Source organism: Nocardia inohanensis NBRC 100128, assembly GCF_001612945.1.
GTDB lineage: Bacteria > Actinomycetota > Actinomycetes > Mycobacteriales > Mycobacteriaceae > Nocardia > Nocardia inohanensis.
Genome location: NZ_BDBK01000016.1, coordinates 1 through 15,496 on the forward strand (window position 1 = coordinate 1; position 15,496 = coordinate 15,496).

Annotated in this window: 13 protein-coding genes; 7 read left to right on the forward strand and 6 right to left on the reverse strand. The window is 66.9% G+C overall.

All coding sequences use genetic code 11. The features are described from left to right. The 4 genes from NI1_RS28095 to NI1_RS28110 all read left to right on the forward strand — a co-directional run. Positions 1-1,877, forward strand: a 1,877-nt coding sequence (locus NI1_RS28095; RefSeq protein ID WP_439957308.1) for an alpha/beta hydrolase, incomplete at its 5' end; no start/stop codon positions are given. A 128-nt stretch (positions 1,878-2,005) separates the two neighbouring features. Then, entirely contained in the window at positions 2,006-3,169 is a 1,164-nt protein-coding gene (gene hsaA, locus NI1_RS28100) for a 3-hydroxy-9,10-secoandrosta-1,3,5(10)-triene-9,17-dione monooxygenase oxygenase subunit (RefSeq protein ID WP_067826489.1), read from the forward strand. Continuing rightward, positions 3,170-4,024 (forward strand): alpha/beta fold hydrolase, encoded by an 855-nt coding sequence (locus tag NI1_RS28105; protein ID WP_067826492.1) that lies wholly within the window; start codon positions 3,170-3,172, stop codon positions 4,022-4,024. A gap of 18 nt (positions 4,025-4,042) precedes the next feature. Next, positions 4,043-4,564: a DinB family protein gene (locus tag NI1_RS28110; RefSeq protein WP_067826495.1), complete on the forward strand. Its 522-nt coding sequence runs from the start codon at positions 4,043-4,045 to the stop codon at positions 4,562-4,564. On the opposite strand, the gene NI1_RS28115 is transcribed toward NI1_RS28110, so the two are convergent. Both NI1_RS28115 and NI1_RS38190 read right to left on the reverse strand, forming a co-directional pair. Beyond that, positions 4,559-5,023, reverse strand: coding sequence for a type II toxin-antitoxin system VapC family toxin (locus NI1_RS28115; RefSeq protein WP_067826498.1), 465 nt, complete (start codon positions 5,021-5,023; stop codon positions 4,559-4,561). The genes NI1_RS28110 and NI1_RS28115 overlap by 6 nt on opposite strands. Continuing rightward, positions 5,004-5,234: a FitA-like ribbon-helix-helix domain-containing protein gene (locus NI1_RS38190; protein ID WP_157535380.1), complete on the reverse strand. Its 231-nt coding sequence runs from the start codon at positions 5,232-5,234 to the stop codon at positions 5,004-5,006. The genes NI1_RS28115 and NI1_RS38190 overlap by 20 nt, the downstream gene beginning before the upstream one ends. 104 nt (positions 5,235-5,338) lie before the next feature. On the opposite strand from NI1_RS38190, the gene NI1_RS39965 reads away from it, so the two are divergent. After that, positions 5,339-7,318, forward strand: a complete 1,980-nt coding sequence (locus NI1_RS39965; protein WP_067826501.1) for a dipeptidyl-peptidase 5 — start codon at positions 5,339-5,341, stop codon at positions 7,316-7,318. 1 nt (position 7,319) lies between these two features. Here NI1_RS39965 and NI1_RS28125 read toward each other — a convergent pair whose 3' ends face one another. Next, entirely contained in the window at positions 7,320-9,623 is a 2,304-nt protein-coding gene (locus tag NI1_RS28125; RefSeq protein WP_067826504.1) for a LuxR C-terminal-related transcriptional regulator, read from the reverse strand. 181 nt (positions 9,624-9,804) lie between these two features. Between NI1_RS28125 and NI1_RS28130 the strand changes: the two genes are divergently transcribed. After that, positions 9,805-10,170, forward strand: a complete 366-nt coding sequence (locus NI1_RS28130) for an MmcQ/YjbR family DNA-binding protein (protein ID WP_067826507.1) — start codon at positions 9,805-9,807, stop codon at positions 10,168-10,170. Position 10,171: 1 nt separating this feature from the next. Here the strand turns inward: NI1_RS28130 and NI1_RS28135 are convergent, their stop codons facing one another. Next, the gene (locus NI1_RS28135; RefSeq protein WP_067826510.1) at positions 10,172-10,876 is read right to left on the reverse strand and encodes a carbon-nitrogen hydrolase family protein; all 705 of its coding nucleotides are present in this window, start codon (positions 10,874-10,876) and stop codon (positions 10,172-10,174) included. A gap of 237 nt (positions 10,877-11,113) precedes the next feature. On the opposite strand from NI1_RS28135, the gene NI1_RS28140 reads away from it, so the two are divergent. Continuing rightward, positions 11,114-12,304: a lipase family protein gene (locus NI1_RS28140; protein ID WP_067826513.1), complete on the forward strand. Its 1,191-nt coding sequence runs from the start codon at positions 11,114-11,116 to the stop codon at positions 12,302-12,304. Between the two features lie 4 nt (positions 12,305-12,308). Here the strand turns inward: NI1_RS28140 and NI1_RS28145 are convergent, their stop codons facing one another. Together NI1_RS28145 and NI1_RS28150 are read right to left on the reverse strand one after the other, a co-directional pair. Next, entirely contained in the window at positions 12,309-13,538 is a 1,230-nt protein-coding gene (locus NI1_RS28145) for a bifunctional 3,4-dihydroxy-2-butanone-4-phosphate synthase/GTP cyclohydrolase II (protein ID WP_067826516.1), read from the reverse strand. Positions 13,539-13,735: 197 nt separating this feature from the next. Further along, on the reverse strand, positions 13,736-15,454 hold the full coding sequence (locus tag NI1_RS28150; RefSeq protein ID WP_067826519.1) for an MFS transporter: 1,719 nt from the start codon (positions 15,452-15,454) through the stop codon (positions 13,736-13,738). Positions 15,455-15,496: the final 42 nt, after the last annotated feature.

The window sequence follows — 15,496 nt, forward strand, 5'->3', positions numbered from 1 at the left end:
CCCCCAGCAAGGCAAACGATCAACGCGTGTCGCTGGCCCCTCTCACCAACGCCGCCGATAACACTCAGCTCATGAACAACGACCCGCACCCGGGCGATTCACAGTCCACCGCCGACACGGAACCCGCACCCGCCGACATGCATCTGTCGGGGCGCGCGCGGGCATGGGGCGCGGTGCTGCGGGCCGAGCGGAAGTTGCGGCCCAGCTATCCCGGATTGCTGGTCGCGGCGGTATTTTTCGCTTGGTCGGTGTCGCCTTCGTTGGTGCCCCGTAGCTGGATTTTCCAGGGGTTGGTCAGTGGGATCAGCGCCGCGATCGGGTACGGCGTGGGGTGTGTGATCGCGTGGGCGGTGCAGAAGTGGGTGCTGCCGCGGTTTCCGCGTGAGGCCGGGGCGATCGGGAAGTTCTGGCATCCGCCGCTGCGGGTCAGGGAGATCAGCCGGTTGGTGATTCTGGTGGCTCTGCCCGTGCTGGCGGCGGCCATTCTGGCGCGGTCGGCGCGGTGGCAGCGGGATCTGGAGATCCTGATGGGGATGGTGCCGGATACGACGTCGAGTTATTTGCGGACGGAGCTGGTCGCCGCGGGGACGCTGGCGTTCGTCATCGCGCTCTATCGCGTGGTTCGGTGGTTGCTGCGCACCGTGATTCGGGTGCTCAATATCGATTGGCGGATTCCGCGGGTGGTCGCGGTGCCGGGGGCGGCCGTGGTGGTGGTCGTGCTGGCGGTGCTGCTGTTCCAGGGTGTGCTGGCGAATGCGTTCTTCTCCGTGGCCAATTCGGCGTTCAGCCTCAGGAACGGGAAGACCTCGGAGTTTGCGGTGCAGCCGCAGATTCCGGAGCGGTCCGGCAGTCCCATGTCCTTGGCGGGGTGGGACACGCTCGGGTCGGAGGGGCGCTGGTTCGTGGCGAATGCGCCGAGTGCGGATCGGATCGCGGGGGTGACGGGAAAGCCTGCGCGGGAACCGATTCGGGTGTATGCCGGGCTGGAATCGGCCGAGACGCCGGAGGATATCGCGGATCTGGTGGTGCGGGAGCTGGAGCGTACCCGCGCTTTCGAGCGGAAGGTGCTGGTCGTGGTGACTACGACCGGGACCGGGTGGGTGGATTCCACGACCGCGGCGTCGATCGAATACATGTATGGCGGGGACAGTGCTATCGCGGCGACGCAGTACTCGTATCTGCCCAGTGTGCTGTCGTTCCTGTCGGACAAGGCCAAAGCTACCGAGGCCGGGCGGTTGGTGATTCACGCCGTCCATGCCAAATGGGCGACGCTGCCCGTTGATCAGCGGCCCAAGTTCCTGGTTTATGGGGAGAGTCTCGGGTCGCAGGGGTCCGAAGGTGCATTCACGGGGCTCGATGACATCCGCACCCTTGTCGACGGTGTGCTGTGGGTGGGACCGCCGAACTCCAATCGGATCTGGACTCAGCTGGAGGAGCGGCGTGATCCCGGCACGCCCGAGATCCTGCCCATCTATGCCGACGGGCTGATCGTTCGGTTCGCCGGTTCCGCACCGGATCTGCAACGCCCCGACCGGCCGTGGGTGAATCCGCGCATCGTCTACCTTCAGCACGCCTCCGATCCGATCGTCTGGTGGTCGCCGGATCTGCTGTTCGAGCAACCGGATTGGCTGCGGGAACCGCGCGGCTCGGATGTGTCCAAGTCGATTCGCTGGTGGCCCATCGTCACCTTCTGGCAGGTCAGCGCCGACCTCGCGCACGCCCAGAAGGTGCCGTCCGGCCACGGCCATCGCTACGGCACCCTCGTGCTCGACGGCTGGGTGGCGGTCGCTCAGCCGGCGGAGTGGAGTCCCGAGCTCGCCGAGCGCATCCGCGAAGCCCTCGACGAGGACATCGACTGGGAGTACGCGCACAAATAGCCGTGCGCCCTTCGTTTCCTCCTCGCGGTGGGATCGCGATTCCGTTGACCGGGACTTTTCCGGATCGCGGGCTCCCAACGCTCCTAGCGTCGAACGCAGGGGCAACCGCAAAGAGGAGGAACACCCGCATGACTAACAAGGTGCTCGATCGGGTTCGGGATCTGCTGCCCGCGATCCGGGAACGGGCCGTACAGGCCGAAGAGCAGCGGCGGGTGCCGGACGCCAGCATTGCCGAGCTGACCGAGGCCGGGGTGTTCCGGATGTTGCAGCCGGCCCGCTACGGCGGTGCGGAAGCCTCTCCCGTGGACTTCTACCAGGTGGTTCGCGCCGTCGCGACGGCTTGCCCGTCCACCGCGTGGGTGACCTCGGTGCTGGGGGCGCACCCGTGGCAGCTGGCATTGTTCGACGATCGCGCGCAGGCCGACGTGTGGGGCGAGAACCCCGACACCCTGGTGTCGTCCTCGTACGCGCCGACCGGCAAGCTGACCGTGGTCGAGGGCGGTTACGAGCTCACCGGCCGCTGGAGCTTCTCCTCCGGTTGCGATCACGCCCAGTGGGTGTTCCTGGGCGCCATCACGCCGAACGGCAACGGCGGCATGGACTACTACACGATCCTGGTGCCGCGCACCGACTACGTGATCGAGGACGTGTGGAACGTGTCGGGCCTGTCCGGCACCGGCTCCAACGACATCGTCATCGAGAAGGCGTTCGTCCCCGCCTACCGCACCTACAGCGCCTCCGATCAGGCCAACCTGGTGGGTCCCGGCCAGGAGGTGAATACCGCTCCGCTGTACAAGATTTCGTTCGGCAGCGTGTTCTCCAACACCATCACCGCGCCCATCATCGGGGCGGCCGAAGGGGCTTACGAATCGCATCTGGAGCGGCAGCGCGAGCGCGTCCGCATCTCCTACGGCGGGCAGAAGGTGTCGGAGGATCCGTTCGCGCATGTGCGAATCGCCCGCGCCGCCAGCGAGATCGACGCCGCGATCCTCCAAATGGAGCGCAATATCTCCGAGCAGCTGCGTTACGCCGAAGCGGGGGAGGAGATTCCGTTCGAGTCCCGGCTGCGCGCGCGTCGCGATCAGGTGCGCGGTACCGAACGGGCTTTGGAGGCAATCGATCTGCTGTTCAAGAACTCCGGCGGGCATGCCATCCGCCGCCCCAATCCGATCGAACGGCATTGGCGGGACGCGCATGCCGGTAGCGTCCACGCCATCAACGATGTCGAGCGCGCGCTGGCCATGTTCGGCAAGGGCGCGATGGGCCTGACCGTCACGGATCGGATGCTGTAGATGACCCTCACCGCCGAGAACACCACCCGCTTCGTGACCGTCGGCGGTCACAAGATCCGCTACCACGAGGCTGGGCAGGGCGAAACCCTTGTCCTGCTTCATGGTTCGGGTGCGGGTGTCACCGGCTGGGCCAACTTCGGCAACAACCTGCCGGTGCTGGCCGAGCATTTCCGCTGCATCGTGGTGGATCAGCCCGGGTTCGGGGAGAGCGGTCGCGCCGAGGTGTACGACCGCAACTACCTGCGCATCTCCTCCGATGCGGTGGTCGGTGTGCTGGACGAGCTCGGTATCGAGAAGGCGCATCTGCTCGGCAATTCGATGGGCGGCGCGGTCGCGACTTTGACCGCGCTCGAGCATCGGGACCGGGTGAATCGCCTGGTGCTCATGGCGCCCGGCGGCGTCGGGGTGAATGTGCTCGGACCCGAACCGTCCGAAGGCATTTCGCGGCTCATGGAGTTCAATGCCGACCCCACCAAGGAGCGGGTGCTGGCGTGGCTGAAGACCATGGTCTTCGATCAGGCGGTGCTCACCGAGGAACTGGTCGAGCAGCGCCTGCGTACCGCTTCGGATCCGGCTGCCATCGCCGCCGTGCGGGACGCCTACGCGACGTTCTACAATCCGAAGTTCGCCGAACCGCTCCCGCTGTGGGCGCGGTTGAAGGGCCTCACCAACGAGGTCCTGATGCTGTGGGGCCGTGACGATCGCGTCACGCCGGTGGAGGGTTCGCTCTTCCCCGCCCGGCAGCTGCCGAACGCGGACCTGCGCATCTTCTCCCGCTGTGGCCACTGGGTGCAGGTGGAGCGCAAGGACGCCTTCGAGCGCGCGGTGATCGACTTCCTGGGCCACGGGCTCTAGGAGGGATAGAGTCCAGGAATGACTTGGCGCGCACCGGAACCCGACCGCACTCCGCGCATGCTGGTCGGCGGCGAGCGCGCCATGCTCCAGTCGTTCCTGGACCACCACCGGGACACCCTGCTCGTGAAGTGCCAGGGCCTCAACGGGATTCAGCTCGCCACCCGCAGCGTCGAACCGTCGTCGATGTCCCTGCTGGGGCTGATTCGGCACCTCACGGAAACCGAACGCGGCTGGTTCCGCTCTCGCGCGGCAGGCGAGCAGCTCCCGTACGTCTATACGAGCGAGGCCGACCCGGACGGCGATTTCGACAATCTCGACCCGGCCGCCGCCGAAGCCGACTACGCGGCGTACCTCGAGGAGATCCGGCTCTGCGACAAAGCCGTCGCCGCCCTCCCGCTCGACCACACCGTTATCCACCCGCGCAGCGGCTTGGACCTCTCCCTGCGCTGGATCTACCTGCACATGATCGAGGAGTACGCCCGGCACAACGGGCACGCCGACCTGCTCCGCGAACGCATCGACGGCGCTACGGGTCTATGAATCTCGGTCGTACGGGCCAACTATGCGGATGTGCTCTTCGAATCGCTTGAAGTCGCCGATATTGAGGGTCAGGACCGTACCGACACCGTGGATAAGCATCGTCGCGACGATGTTCGCATCGTGGACCTGCTTTCCCGCGCAAGGCGACTCGTTCACGAGTTCGACGAGACGGTGATGGACGCGGGCCGTCTCATCGAGAAACCTCAGGCGGCTACCGAATACGTTGGTATTGGCGATTGCGTCGCTCCGGCTGAGACCCAATCCGTTCCGATCAGCGGGCCGGGTTGCGACACAGAGGTATTCCCGCAAGATCTGACCACTCGTATACAGCGTGACCCCTGCGGCGGGCCATGTTTCGAGGACCCTGCGGGCGGCTGTGAAATCGGCGCGTCCGGTGTCGCTGGCGGCCAGCAGAATGTTCGTATCGACAATGACGTGATCAGCGCCCGTCTTCGTCATAAATCTCCTCCCGTCGCCAAGTGCTAGTTCCCGAGGTATGCGCTGTTGCTAGCTCGATCGGTTCGGGCGCTTCTCCGGCGACGGGTTCCGAGGCTGCGGCCTCGATAATCTCGAGGAGTTCCTGCTGCATGGACCGCCCATGCCGATGCGCGCGCTCGCGTAGCGCACGTAGCGTCGGCTCCGACACATTGCGGATATGAATAGCGGCCATGCATTAATGCTAGCGCTATCGCTACCATCGAGCGAGGGAAATCCGAGGTTGTCGTGGTTCTATGGTCGTTCGCCCGCTGTCACCCACCCGATTAACCTGGGCGGATGACGATCAGCGAGTTGCCGTTCGGGTCGTGGCCGACCTCCATCACCTCCGAGAGCGTTGTCAGTGCTGCGGTGCGGCTGGGCGAGGTTCGGGTGGATGGGGGCGAGGTGTACTGGGCGGAGGGGCGGCCCAGTGAAGGTGGGCGGACTCAGATCGTGCGGCTCGGGGCGGATGGGGAGCGGGTGGATCTGCTGCCGGAGGGGATGGATGCGCGGACCGCTGTGCATGAATATGGTGGGGCCGCTTGGTGGGTGCGGGGTGGGGTGGTTTATTTCGTCAATTGGGCGGATCAGCGGGTTTATCGGATCGAGGCGGGTGGGGCGGCGGTCGCGTTGACGCCGGAGCCGGTGGTGGCGCGGGGGGATCGGTATGGGGATGGGGCGTTCGGGCCGGATGGGGCGATCGTCGCAGTGCGGGAGCGTCATCCGGAGGGTGGGCGTGGGGCGATCGATGTGCGCAATGAGATTGTGCGGTTGGCCGCGGATCGATCCTCGGAGCCGGAGAGTCTGTTCAGTGGAACGGATTTCGTTGTTTCGCCGCGGGTGAGTCCGGATGGGGCGCGGCTGGCGGTGGTCACTTGGGATCATCCGTCGATGCCGTGGGATGACACCGTGCTGCGGGTGCGGGACCTGGCTACCGGGGTGGATACCGTCGTCGCGGGCGGGCCGGGGGAGTCGGTGGGGGAGCCGCGCTGGCAGGAGGACGGCACGTTGCTGTTCCTGTCGGATCGGAACGGGTGGTGGAATCTGTATCGGTGGACGCCGGGTGGTGAGGTCGAGGCGGTCATCGAGGTGGAGGCCGAGATCGGGGTTCCCGCTTGGCAATTGGGTTCCTCGCGGTATGCGGTGCTCGGTGATCGGAGCATCGTGTTCGCGCGCTGGCGTGACGGGTACGACGGGCTCGCGGTGCGTCGTCCGGACGGGTCGGTGGCGGAGCCGGCGCTGCCTTTCTCGGCGATCGCCGCGATCGAGCGTGCGGGCGACAATGCGGTGATCGTGGTGGCGGGCGCGCCCACCGCTGAGGCAGGCATCTACCGCATCGAATTCGTCGGCTCGGATACGGCCGTCGAAACCTTGCGCGCGCCACGCGATCTCGGGATCGAACCCGCCGATGTCTCAGCCCCCGAGCCGATCTCGTTCCCGTCGACGGATCGCACGGGTGCACCCCGGACCGCGCACGCGCTGTTCTACCCGCCCACCAGCACCCGGTATCGCGGTCCGGACGGCGAACTCCCGCCGCTGCTGGTCATGATCCACGGCGGGCCCACCGCGCACGCGGTGCCGGTGCTCTCCCCGAGCACCCAGTACTGGACCAATCGTGGATTCGCCGTCGTGGACGTCAATTACGGCGGTTCCACCGGTTACGGCCGCGCCTATCGTGAACTGCTGCGCGACGCCTGGGGTGTGGTGGACGTGGCCGACTGCATCGCCGCAGCGCGCTGGCTGGCGGACAACGGCCGCGTCGATCCGAAGCGTCTCGCCATCCGTGGCGGCTCGGCCGGCGGCTACACCACGCTCGCCGCGCTGGCCCGCGAGGACACCCCCTTCGCGGCGGGTGCGGACCATTACGGCGTTGCCGACCTGGAAGCCCTCGCCGCCGAGACCCACAAGTTCGAGAGCCGCTACCTCGACGGCCTGATCGGCGCCTACCCGGCCGAGCGGGACCGCTACCGCGAGCTGTCCCCGATCCATCACGTCGACCGGTTCCGCAGTCCGCTGATCGTCTTGCAGGGCAGCGAGGATGCCGTGGTGCCGCCCAATCAATCCGAGATGATCGTCGATGCCTTGCGGGAGCGGGGGATCCCGGTCGCCTATCTGCTCTTCCCGGGTGAGCAGCACGGGTTCCGGCGGGCCGAGAACATCCGCACGGCCCTGGACTCCGAATTGAGCTTCTACGCACAGGTATTCGGGTTCGAACTGCCGGACGAGGAGAAGATCGAGCCGGTCACCGTCGAGAATCTCGCGACCGGAGCCCGCTGAATCAGAGGTCGTGCTCGTGCGCCCAGGCGGCCAGCTGGGTGCGCGAGGTCAGGCCTAGCTTGGTGAGAATGTGCTCGACGTGGGTCTCCGCGGTGCGGATCGAGATCACCAGTTCGGTGGCTATGCGCTTGTTGGAGTGCCCGGCGGCCACCAGCCGGGCCACATCCTTCTGGCGGCGGGTCAGCACGTCCGCGGTCGAAGGCGAAAGGGACTGCTTGGCGCGCACGGACTTTCGCGCCGCAGCCGGTGCGGGATCGGGGGCGACCGATTCACGGCGCAGCGCGTAATCGATGGCCTCCTCCAAGCGCAGGTTCGCGCCGATGCCGAAGGCTTCGAGGAATGCCTTCTCACCCAAGGCTTCCCGCACGCGCTGCCGTTCCTTGTCGGCGATCACGCCGGTGATGGAGTGGGCCAACCGCACCGTGCTGCGTTGCAGGGATTCGGCCGCGCCCATCAACCGGGCGGCCCGCTCCAGGTCACCGCGCGCGGCCTCGGTCCAGCCCAGCCCCTCGAAGGCCGACGCGAGCCAGATACAGCGCTCGAACAACGCCAGCTGTTCTATTGCGCGGGTATGGAAGTCGGCGGAGACGTCGTACTCACCGCGCCGCCAATGGTCGATGCCGACCGTCCACAACGCCAGCCCACCCAGCAGGTGCGAACCGGAGGCGGTGGTGAGCTTCAGGAACCGCTCCGCCAGCTCGTGCGCGTCGGCGGCCTTGGTGATCTGCGCGCACATGAAAGCGAAAGCGAGACTGTCCATTTCGATGGCCAGCTGCCCGTTGTCGGCGGCGAAGCGAATGGCATTGCGGGTCAGCTCCAAGGCGGTAACCGGCTGGTCCTCGGAGAAGGCGAGCAGCGCCTCGTCCAGGGTCATCTCCGCCATGATCTCGGTATTGCCCACCGAGGCACCGAGTTCCACGCATTCGACGAGCAGGGCGCTGGCCGATTCCACATCCGAGAGCAGTGCTGCCAGCGACGCCGCCGACGACAGTGCGCGGGCACGCTCGGCCGTCGGTTCCGGATTGCGTTCCAAAGCTTCGGTCAGCCAGCGATAACCCTCGGACAGGAAGCGATTGTGCTCCCAGAACGGCCGCAGCACCGAGGCCATCTCCATGGCGGTCAGCGGGGAGTCGGCGAGCCCCGAGCGCAGTGCCGCACGCAGATTCGCGTGCTCGCGGGTCAGATCGCGGAACCAGACCACATCGTCGCCGGTGGGGTAAGCGTTATTGCCGCGCAGCGCGAGCTGCCGGTAATGCTCGTGATGCCGGGCACGGGTGGCGGTGTCGTTCCCGCGTTCGGCCAGCCGGTCCCCGCCGAACTGGCGGATGGGCTCCAGCATCGAATACCGGCCCACCGCATCGTCATAGCGCGCCATCAGCACCGATTTGTCGACCAGCCCGGTGAGCGCCTCCATCAGCGATGCCCCGCCCAGATCACAGACGGCTTCGGCGGCGTCGATGTCGAAACCGCTCGCGAAGACCGAAAGCTGCTCCCACAGTTGCTGTTCGGCGGGCGTGCAGAGGTCGTAACTCCACCGGATCGCGCCCTCGATGGTCTGCTGCCGCTGCGGCGCGGTGCGCGGCCCGGCGCTGAGCAGGTCCATGGTGTCGTCGAGCCGCGCCACGATCTGCTCGGGCGTGAACACCCGCAACCGCAGCGCCGCCAGCTCCAGCGCCAGCGGCATGCCCTCCAGCCGCCGGCAGATCTCGTCCAGGGTGGCCTTGTTCGCGGCGGTCGCGGTGAACCCGGGATTGGCGGCGCTGGCGCGTTCGACGAACAATCGCAGCGCGTCGCTGTCCTCCCCGGCGGCCGCGTCGTGCACCGACAGCGGCGGCACCGGCATCACCTGTTCGCCGGGGATGCCGAGCACTTCACGGCTGGTCGCCAGCACCCGCACATCGGGGGTGGTGGCGATGATGCGCCCGACTAGCGTGGCGCAGGCATCGATCAGATGCTCACAGTTGTCCAGAATCAGCAGCAGCCGCTTGTCGGCGAGGAATTCGGTGAGCCGGGGCAGCGGCGCGGTCGACTCGTCGCGCAGCAGCAGCGCCTCGGCCACGGCCAGGGTGACCAGATTCGGGTCCTGCACATCGGCCAGCTCGACCAGCCACACCCCGTCCGGGAAGGCCCGCGACACCAGTTGCCCGATCTGCCGCGAGAGCCGCGTCTTGCCCATGCCGCCGGGCCCCAGCAGGGTCAGCACCCGGGTCGTCGGCAAGAGTCGCTTGGCGGTTGCCAGCTCGTCACGGCGGCCGACGAAGCTAGTGACCTCTTCCGGGAGGTTTCCAGTGCCACGCCGCGCCATGTGCTCCAACCTATGTGATTTGCCCGGATTCAGGCCAGCGCCTCGGCGCGAAACGCCCTTTACAACAATGCTCGACGGCTATAACCGGCCGTTGGTGCGGACCCGTCGTCGTCCTAAACTCGACACCGTGCCGAGACCACGCCGGGCCCGCCTCGACGACGTGCATGAGCTAGCCGAGGGCATGCCGCACGTGACGCTGCTGCATGGTCCGAAGGGCAATCCCATCTATCAGGTCGGCGGCAAGTCCTTCGTCTACTTCCGCGCGCCCAGCAAGGACGCCGCCGACCCCGTCACCGGCGAACGCTGGGACGACGTCATCATTTTCTGGGTCCCGTCCGAGGCCGACAAGCTGGCGCTGACCCAGGACCCGGACTCGCCGTTCTTCACCACCCCGCACTTCGACGGCCACCTCTCGGTGTTGTTGCGCGGCGCGCACGTCGGGCAGGTGTCCCTCGACGAGCTGACCGAGGTCGTGCAGGATGCCTGGCTGACGCGCGCCTCGGCCACCCGCGGCCGCAAGTGGCTGGCCGAGCACCCGGCCCGCTGATTCAGCCGATATCGGCGACGACCACCATCGAGCTCTCGGCATCCGCCTCCGCCAGCAGTTCACCGCCGGCCGCCCAGATGGCCGAACGCCCGCATCCGATCCATTCCCCGGCCGCGCCGACGTGGTTGGCCAGCGCCACGTACAGCCAATCCCGTTCCGCGATGGCGGGATAGATGCTCGCGCGCTCGGCGACCCCGGCCTCCGACCCGTACAGCGAGCTGGCCAGCAGTACGTCGCAATCGTCCTCGTGCGCCCGCGCCGTCAATTCCGGGAAGTGATTGTCGTAGCAAGTCGCCAAAGCGAAACGGATGCCGCCCAATTCGAAGCGCCCGTCGGTGTCGCCGGGCGTGAACACCCAGCGCTCTTCCGCGTACAGGTGCTGTTTGCGATAGGTGGTCAGCAGATCGCCCTCGGGCCCGAATGCGAAACTCGTGATGGCGGGACCGTTTTCGGAGGCGGCCACGCCATTGACGACGGTGGCGATGCCGGCCGTGCGCAGCGGCGTCAATCGCGGATCGCCCGGATAGGTCCATCGCGTCGGATCGTGTGCCAGATCGTCGGGCTCGTAACCGGTGAGAGCCAGCTCCGGATAGACGACCAGCTCGGCCCCGAGCTGCGCCGCCTCCTTGGCCAGGGCCGCCATCCGTTCCACATTGGCGTCGAGGTCGACTGGAACGCAGGACAATTGGGCTACTGCGATTCTCATGCAGGAAAGATAGACGATGCACCGCGCGCGATCGAGGCGGCTCCCGGCGTGGTGCCGTTGTGAACGATGACATCGTCGCCCGCCTTTCATTGTCTTGTTGCCCGGGCTTTGCCCCCTGGATTGGGACTCCTGAGAGAAGAACGCTATTTTCACTGCGACCTGTTGCGCCGGTCACTGCCGCTCGGTGCGCGGGATCGCTAGTCCCCCTACGTGTTCCTGTTCTTTTCGAGAGTTGGCATGTTGAGATCCGCTATCAAGATTCTGATCTTGGTAATGACCGTTGTCGCATCCGCCGGGTTGCTGAGCGCGCCCGCCGGCGCGAATCCGCTTTATCCCACCCCCGATCCGGACCCGTTCTTCCAGGCGCCGAGTGATCTGGCCGAGAAGAAGCCGGGTGACGTGGTGCGGGTGCGCCGCATCGACCCGGGCTTCTACGTTCACACCGACGGCTGGCAGGTGGCTTTCCGTTCCACCAACTCCGCCGGCAATGCGATCCTGGGGATCACCACGGTGCTCATGCCGCAGGGCGTGAAGAATCCGCCGCTGGTGACCTACCAGGCGCTGATCAATTCCCTGGGCACCCAATGCAGTCCGTCGCGTTCGCTGTTCAACGGCGAGCTCCAGGATTCGGCGGGCGCGATGCTGCCGATCGGCCGCGGCTGGGCCATCTCCATGCCCGACTACCTGGGCCCGACGGTCGCCTACGGCGCCGCCAAACTCGGCGGCATGGTCACCCTGGACAGCGTCAAGGCCGTCAAACAGGTCAGCGAACTCGGCCTCACCGACGTGCCCACCGTGCTGGCCGGCTACTCCGGCGGCGGCATGGCGACCGCGTGGGCCGGTGCGCTGCAACCGACCTACGCGCCCGATCTGAAGCTGACCGCCGTGGTCGCGGGTGGCATCCCGGCCGATCTGCGGGAAATGGCCCTGGCCCTCGGCTTCGATCCGCACCCCGGCTTCGGCCTCGCCTTCGCCGCCGCGATGGGCCTGGAACGCGAATACCCGGACCGACTACCGGTGTCCGATCAGCTCAACGAGGACGGCCTCTGGTTCCGCGATTTCACCAAGGACGCCTGCCGTCGCTTCCTGCTGTTCCATGGCATCACCCGGAACGCGGCGCAGCTGGCCGCCTCCCGGGACATGATGAGCAGCCCCGAAGCCCACGCCGTGCTGCGCGAGAACAGCCTGCGCTACTCGGATCTGCTGCCGACGGTGCCCACCTTCTTCTGGCAGGGCCGCTTCGACACCATGACCTTCTTCGGACCGGTCGAGGAAGTGGCGCAACGCTATTGCGCCGGTGGCGTGCCGCTCACCTTCCGCCCCTATGACATCGCCGAGCACCTCACGACGGCGGTCGCGGGCTTCCCGGAAGCCTGGGAGTACGTGGAGGCCCGCTTCCGCGGCGATCCGGTCCCGACCACCTGCTGATCGATCACCGGAAGCCGACCGCGACCTCCACTTCGGTCAGCTCGTGCCGCATCCGATCACGCTTGGTGCGCAGATAGTGCACATTGTGTTCGGTGGGCTGGGTGAGCAGTGGAACGCGGTCGGTGACGGTGACGCCGTGCGCCGTCAGCCCGGATTGCTTGGCGGGGTTGTTGCTCAGCAGCCGAACCGAATTCACGCCCAGGTCCAGCAGGATGCGGGCCGCCGCGCCGTAGTCGCGGGCGTCGATGGGCAGGCCCAGGCGGACGTTGGCGTCCACGGTGTCGGCCCCGTCGTCCTGAAGTTCGTAGGCGCGCAACTTGTTCAGCAGTCCGATGCCGCGGCCCTCCTGCCCGCGCAGGTAGACGATCACGCCGCGGCCTGCCGCCGCAACGGCTTCCAGTGCGGCGTCGAGCTGTTCGCCGCAATCGCAGCGCAGTGAGCCGAAGGCATCGCCGGTGAGGCATTCGGAGTGCACCCGCGTCAGCACGTCCGCGCCGGACGGTTCGCCGTACACCAGTGCCAGATGCTCCGCCCCCGAGTGCTCGTCGGAATACCCGACCACCCGGAATTCCCCGAACCGCGTCGGCAGCTTGGTCTCGACCACGCGGGAAATGCCGTGCTCCAACCGCTTCCGGTATTCGATGAGATCGGCGATGGAGATGAGCGGAATCCCGAACTCACGCGCCATGACCTGCAACCGGGGGAGTCGCGCCATGGTGCCGTCGTCGTTCACGACCTCGGCGATGACCCCGGCGGGGCGCAGTCCGGCCAATCGCATGAGGTCGACGGCGGCCTCAGTATGGCCCGGCCGCCCCAGCACCCCACGGGCGTCGGCGCGCAGCGGGAACACATGCCCCGGCCGGGACAGGTCGCCGAAGGTGGTGCGCGGATCCGCCAGCACCCGCATGGTGCGCGCCCGGTCCGCGGCCGAAATGCCGGTGCTCACACCGGAAACCGCGTCCACCGACACGGTGTAGGCGGTGCCCTTCGGGTCCTCGTTGACGGCGGTCATGGGTGGCAGGCCGAGCCGGTCGCAATCCTCGCCCGTCATGGGCACGCAGATCACGCCGCTGGTGTACCGCACCAGGAAGGCGATGTTCTCCGGCGTCGCCTGCTCGGCGGCGAGGATCAGATCACCCTCGTTCTCGCGGTCCTCGTCGTCCACCACGAGCACCATCTCGCCGCGTGCGATCGCGGCCACCGCGGTTGCGATGTCGTCGAGTTCACCGGTCATCGTCGACCACCTCCTTCAGTACTTCTAATCGAAATATGACTGAGGGAGAACAACGAGGTGGGGTCCCGCTCACCGGTACGGAAAAGGCCCGGAAGCAAAGCTTCCGGGCCTTTTCACCCTCCCCGTCATCCCGGCATGCTTTCAGCCGGGATCTCACGGTGGATTCCGGCTGAAAGCACGCCGGAATGACGAGAGGGTCAGTAGGCGGTGCCGCCCGTGGCCGGAGTGCGGCCGGCCTTCATCAGGATCGAGCCGATCAGCGCCACCACCGCGGCCGCGGCGATGAAGTAGAAGCTGATCTCATAACCCTTGTCGGCGTACAGGAGTGGGATCTCCTTGGTGACCGTGGGCGCACCCGTCACCGACACATCCACCTTGACCGGATTGGCATTGAGGAAGGCCGTGGCCACCGCGAGCCCGACCGCCGCGCCCATGGCCTGCATGACGCCCAGCATGCCCGCGCTGATGCCCTGCTGTTCCGCGGGCACCGCCTCGACTATGAGGTTCGGGGTGGCCGCGTAGTACAGGCCGAACGCGATACCGAACACGGCGCTGATCACCGCCAGCATGCCCCAGGTGTGGCCCAGCACCGCGTAGGCGATGCTCGATCCGACGAAGATCACCAGCGCCAGTACCAGCGGTCCGCGAGCGCCGGAGCGCCGGATCCACAGGCCACCCAGGAAACCCATCACCATCGAGATGAGCGCCTGCACCAGCGCGATATGCGTAGCGAACTTCAGCAGCGAGAACCCGTCACCGTAGGTGTAGCCCGGATTCATATCCACCTTGACCATGTCCGGCGGCAACTGCGACAGCACCATCTCCTCGGGCACCTTCACCGCGCCCGGCGGCAGCTGCACACCCGGCGGCAACTGCGCCTTGGCGGCGGCCTCGGCCTGCGCCTGCGCCTGTTGCAGCGCACCGGTCTTCACCTGTTCCCAGGTGGCGGCCTTGACCTGCTCGACCACCTCGGAGGAGGGCGGCGACTGGGTCATGTAACCGACCGCGTACGACTGGTAGCCGATGGTGAAGGAGGCCAGCAGCGCGATGAACAGCACCACGCTCACGCGCGGGGTGAACAGCAGCTTCATATCCATGATCGGCTGCTTGACCCGCATCTCCACGACCGGGAACAGCGCCAGCAGCACCAGGCCGCCGATCAGGTAGGCGATCGAGGACGGTTCGGTCCAGCCCCACGCCTGCCCGTTGTCCAGGTACACCAGGGTCAGCACCAGGCCCGCGCCCAGCAGCGCCGCGCCGATGAAGTCCAGCTTCTGCGGCACCCGCAGTTTCGACTCCGGCACGATCGCGATGACCAGCGGGATCATGATGACGGTGAAGCCGAACAGGAACCAGAAGATGGCCCGCCAGCTGTAGTGCTCCACGATGAAGCCGCCGAGCAGCGGACCCGCCAGCGCGGAGACGCCCAGACCGGTGGAGGCGATGCCCAGGCCGACCGGAACCAGGTTGCGCGGCATCAGGTCTCGGATCAGACCGTAGGAGATGACCGCCGTCGCGATGGCCGTCGCCTGCAAACCGCGGCCGACCAGGAACAACATCCAGTTGCTGGTCACCGCGCAGATGGCGCAGCCGATCATGAACAGCACACCGCAGACCAGGAACATGCGCTTCTTGCCGACGATGTCGGAGAGCTTGCCGATCAGCGGGGAGGCCGCGGCGCCGATGACGCCGAAAATAATGATGGCCCAGTTGATGTTCGCGCCGTGGCTGGGGAAGGTCGGCGCGATCTGCCGCAAAGCCGCGGAGACCATGACGTACTGCATGGGCGCGACTTCGGTGAAGAGCACGATCACGGCGAGCACGGAGAAGATCCGCAGTTTCGACGCGCCGTCGAGCCGGCCGGTATCGACGTCAGTTACGCCGGGTGGCGGCGAGGTATCGACGGAGGTGGACATGTGGCGTCCTCCAGGTGGTAGGTAACACGATTCGTGAACCGT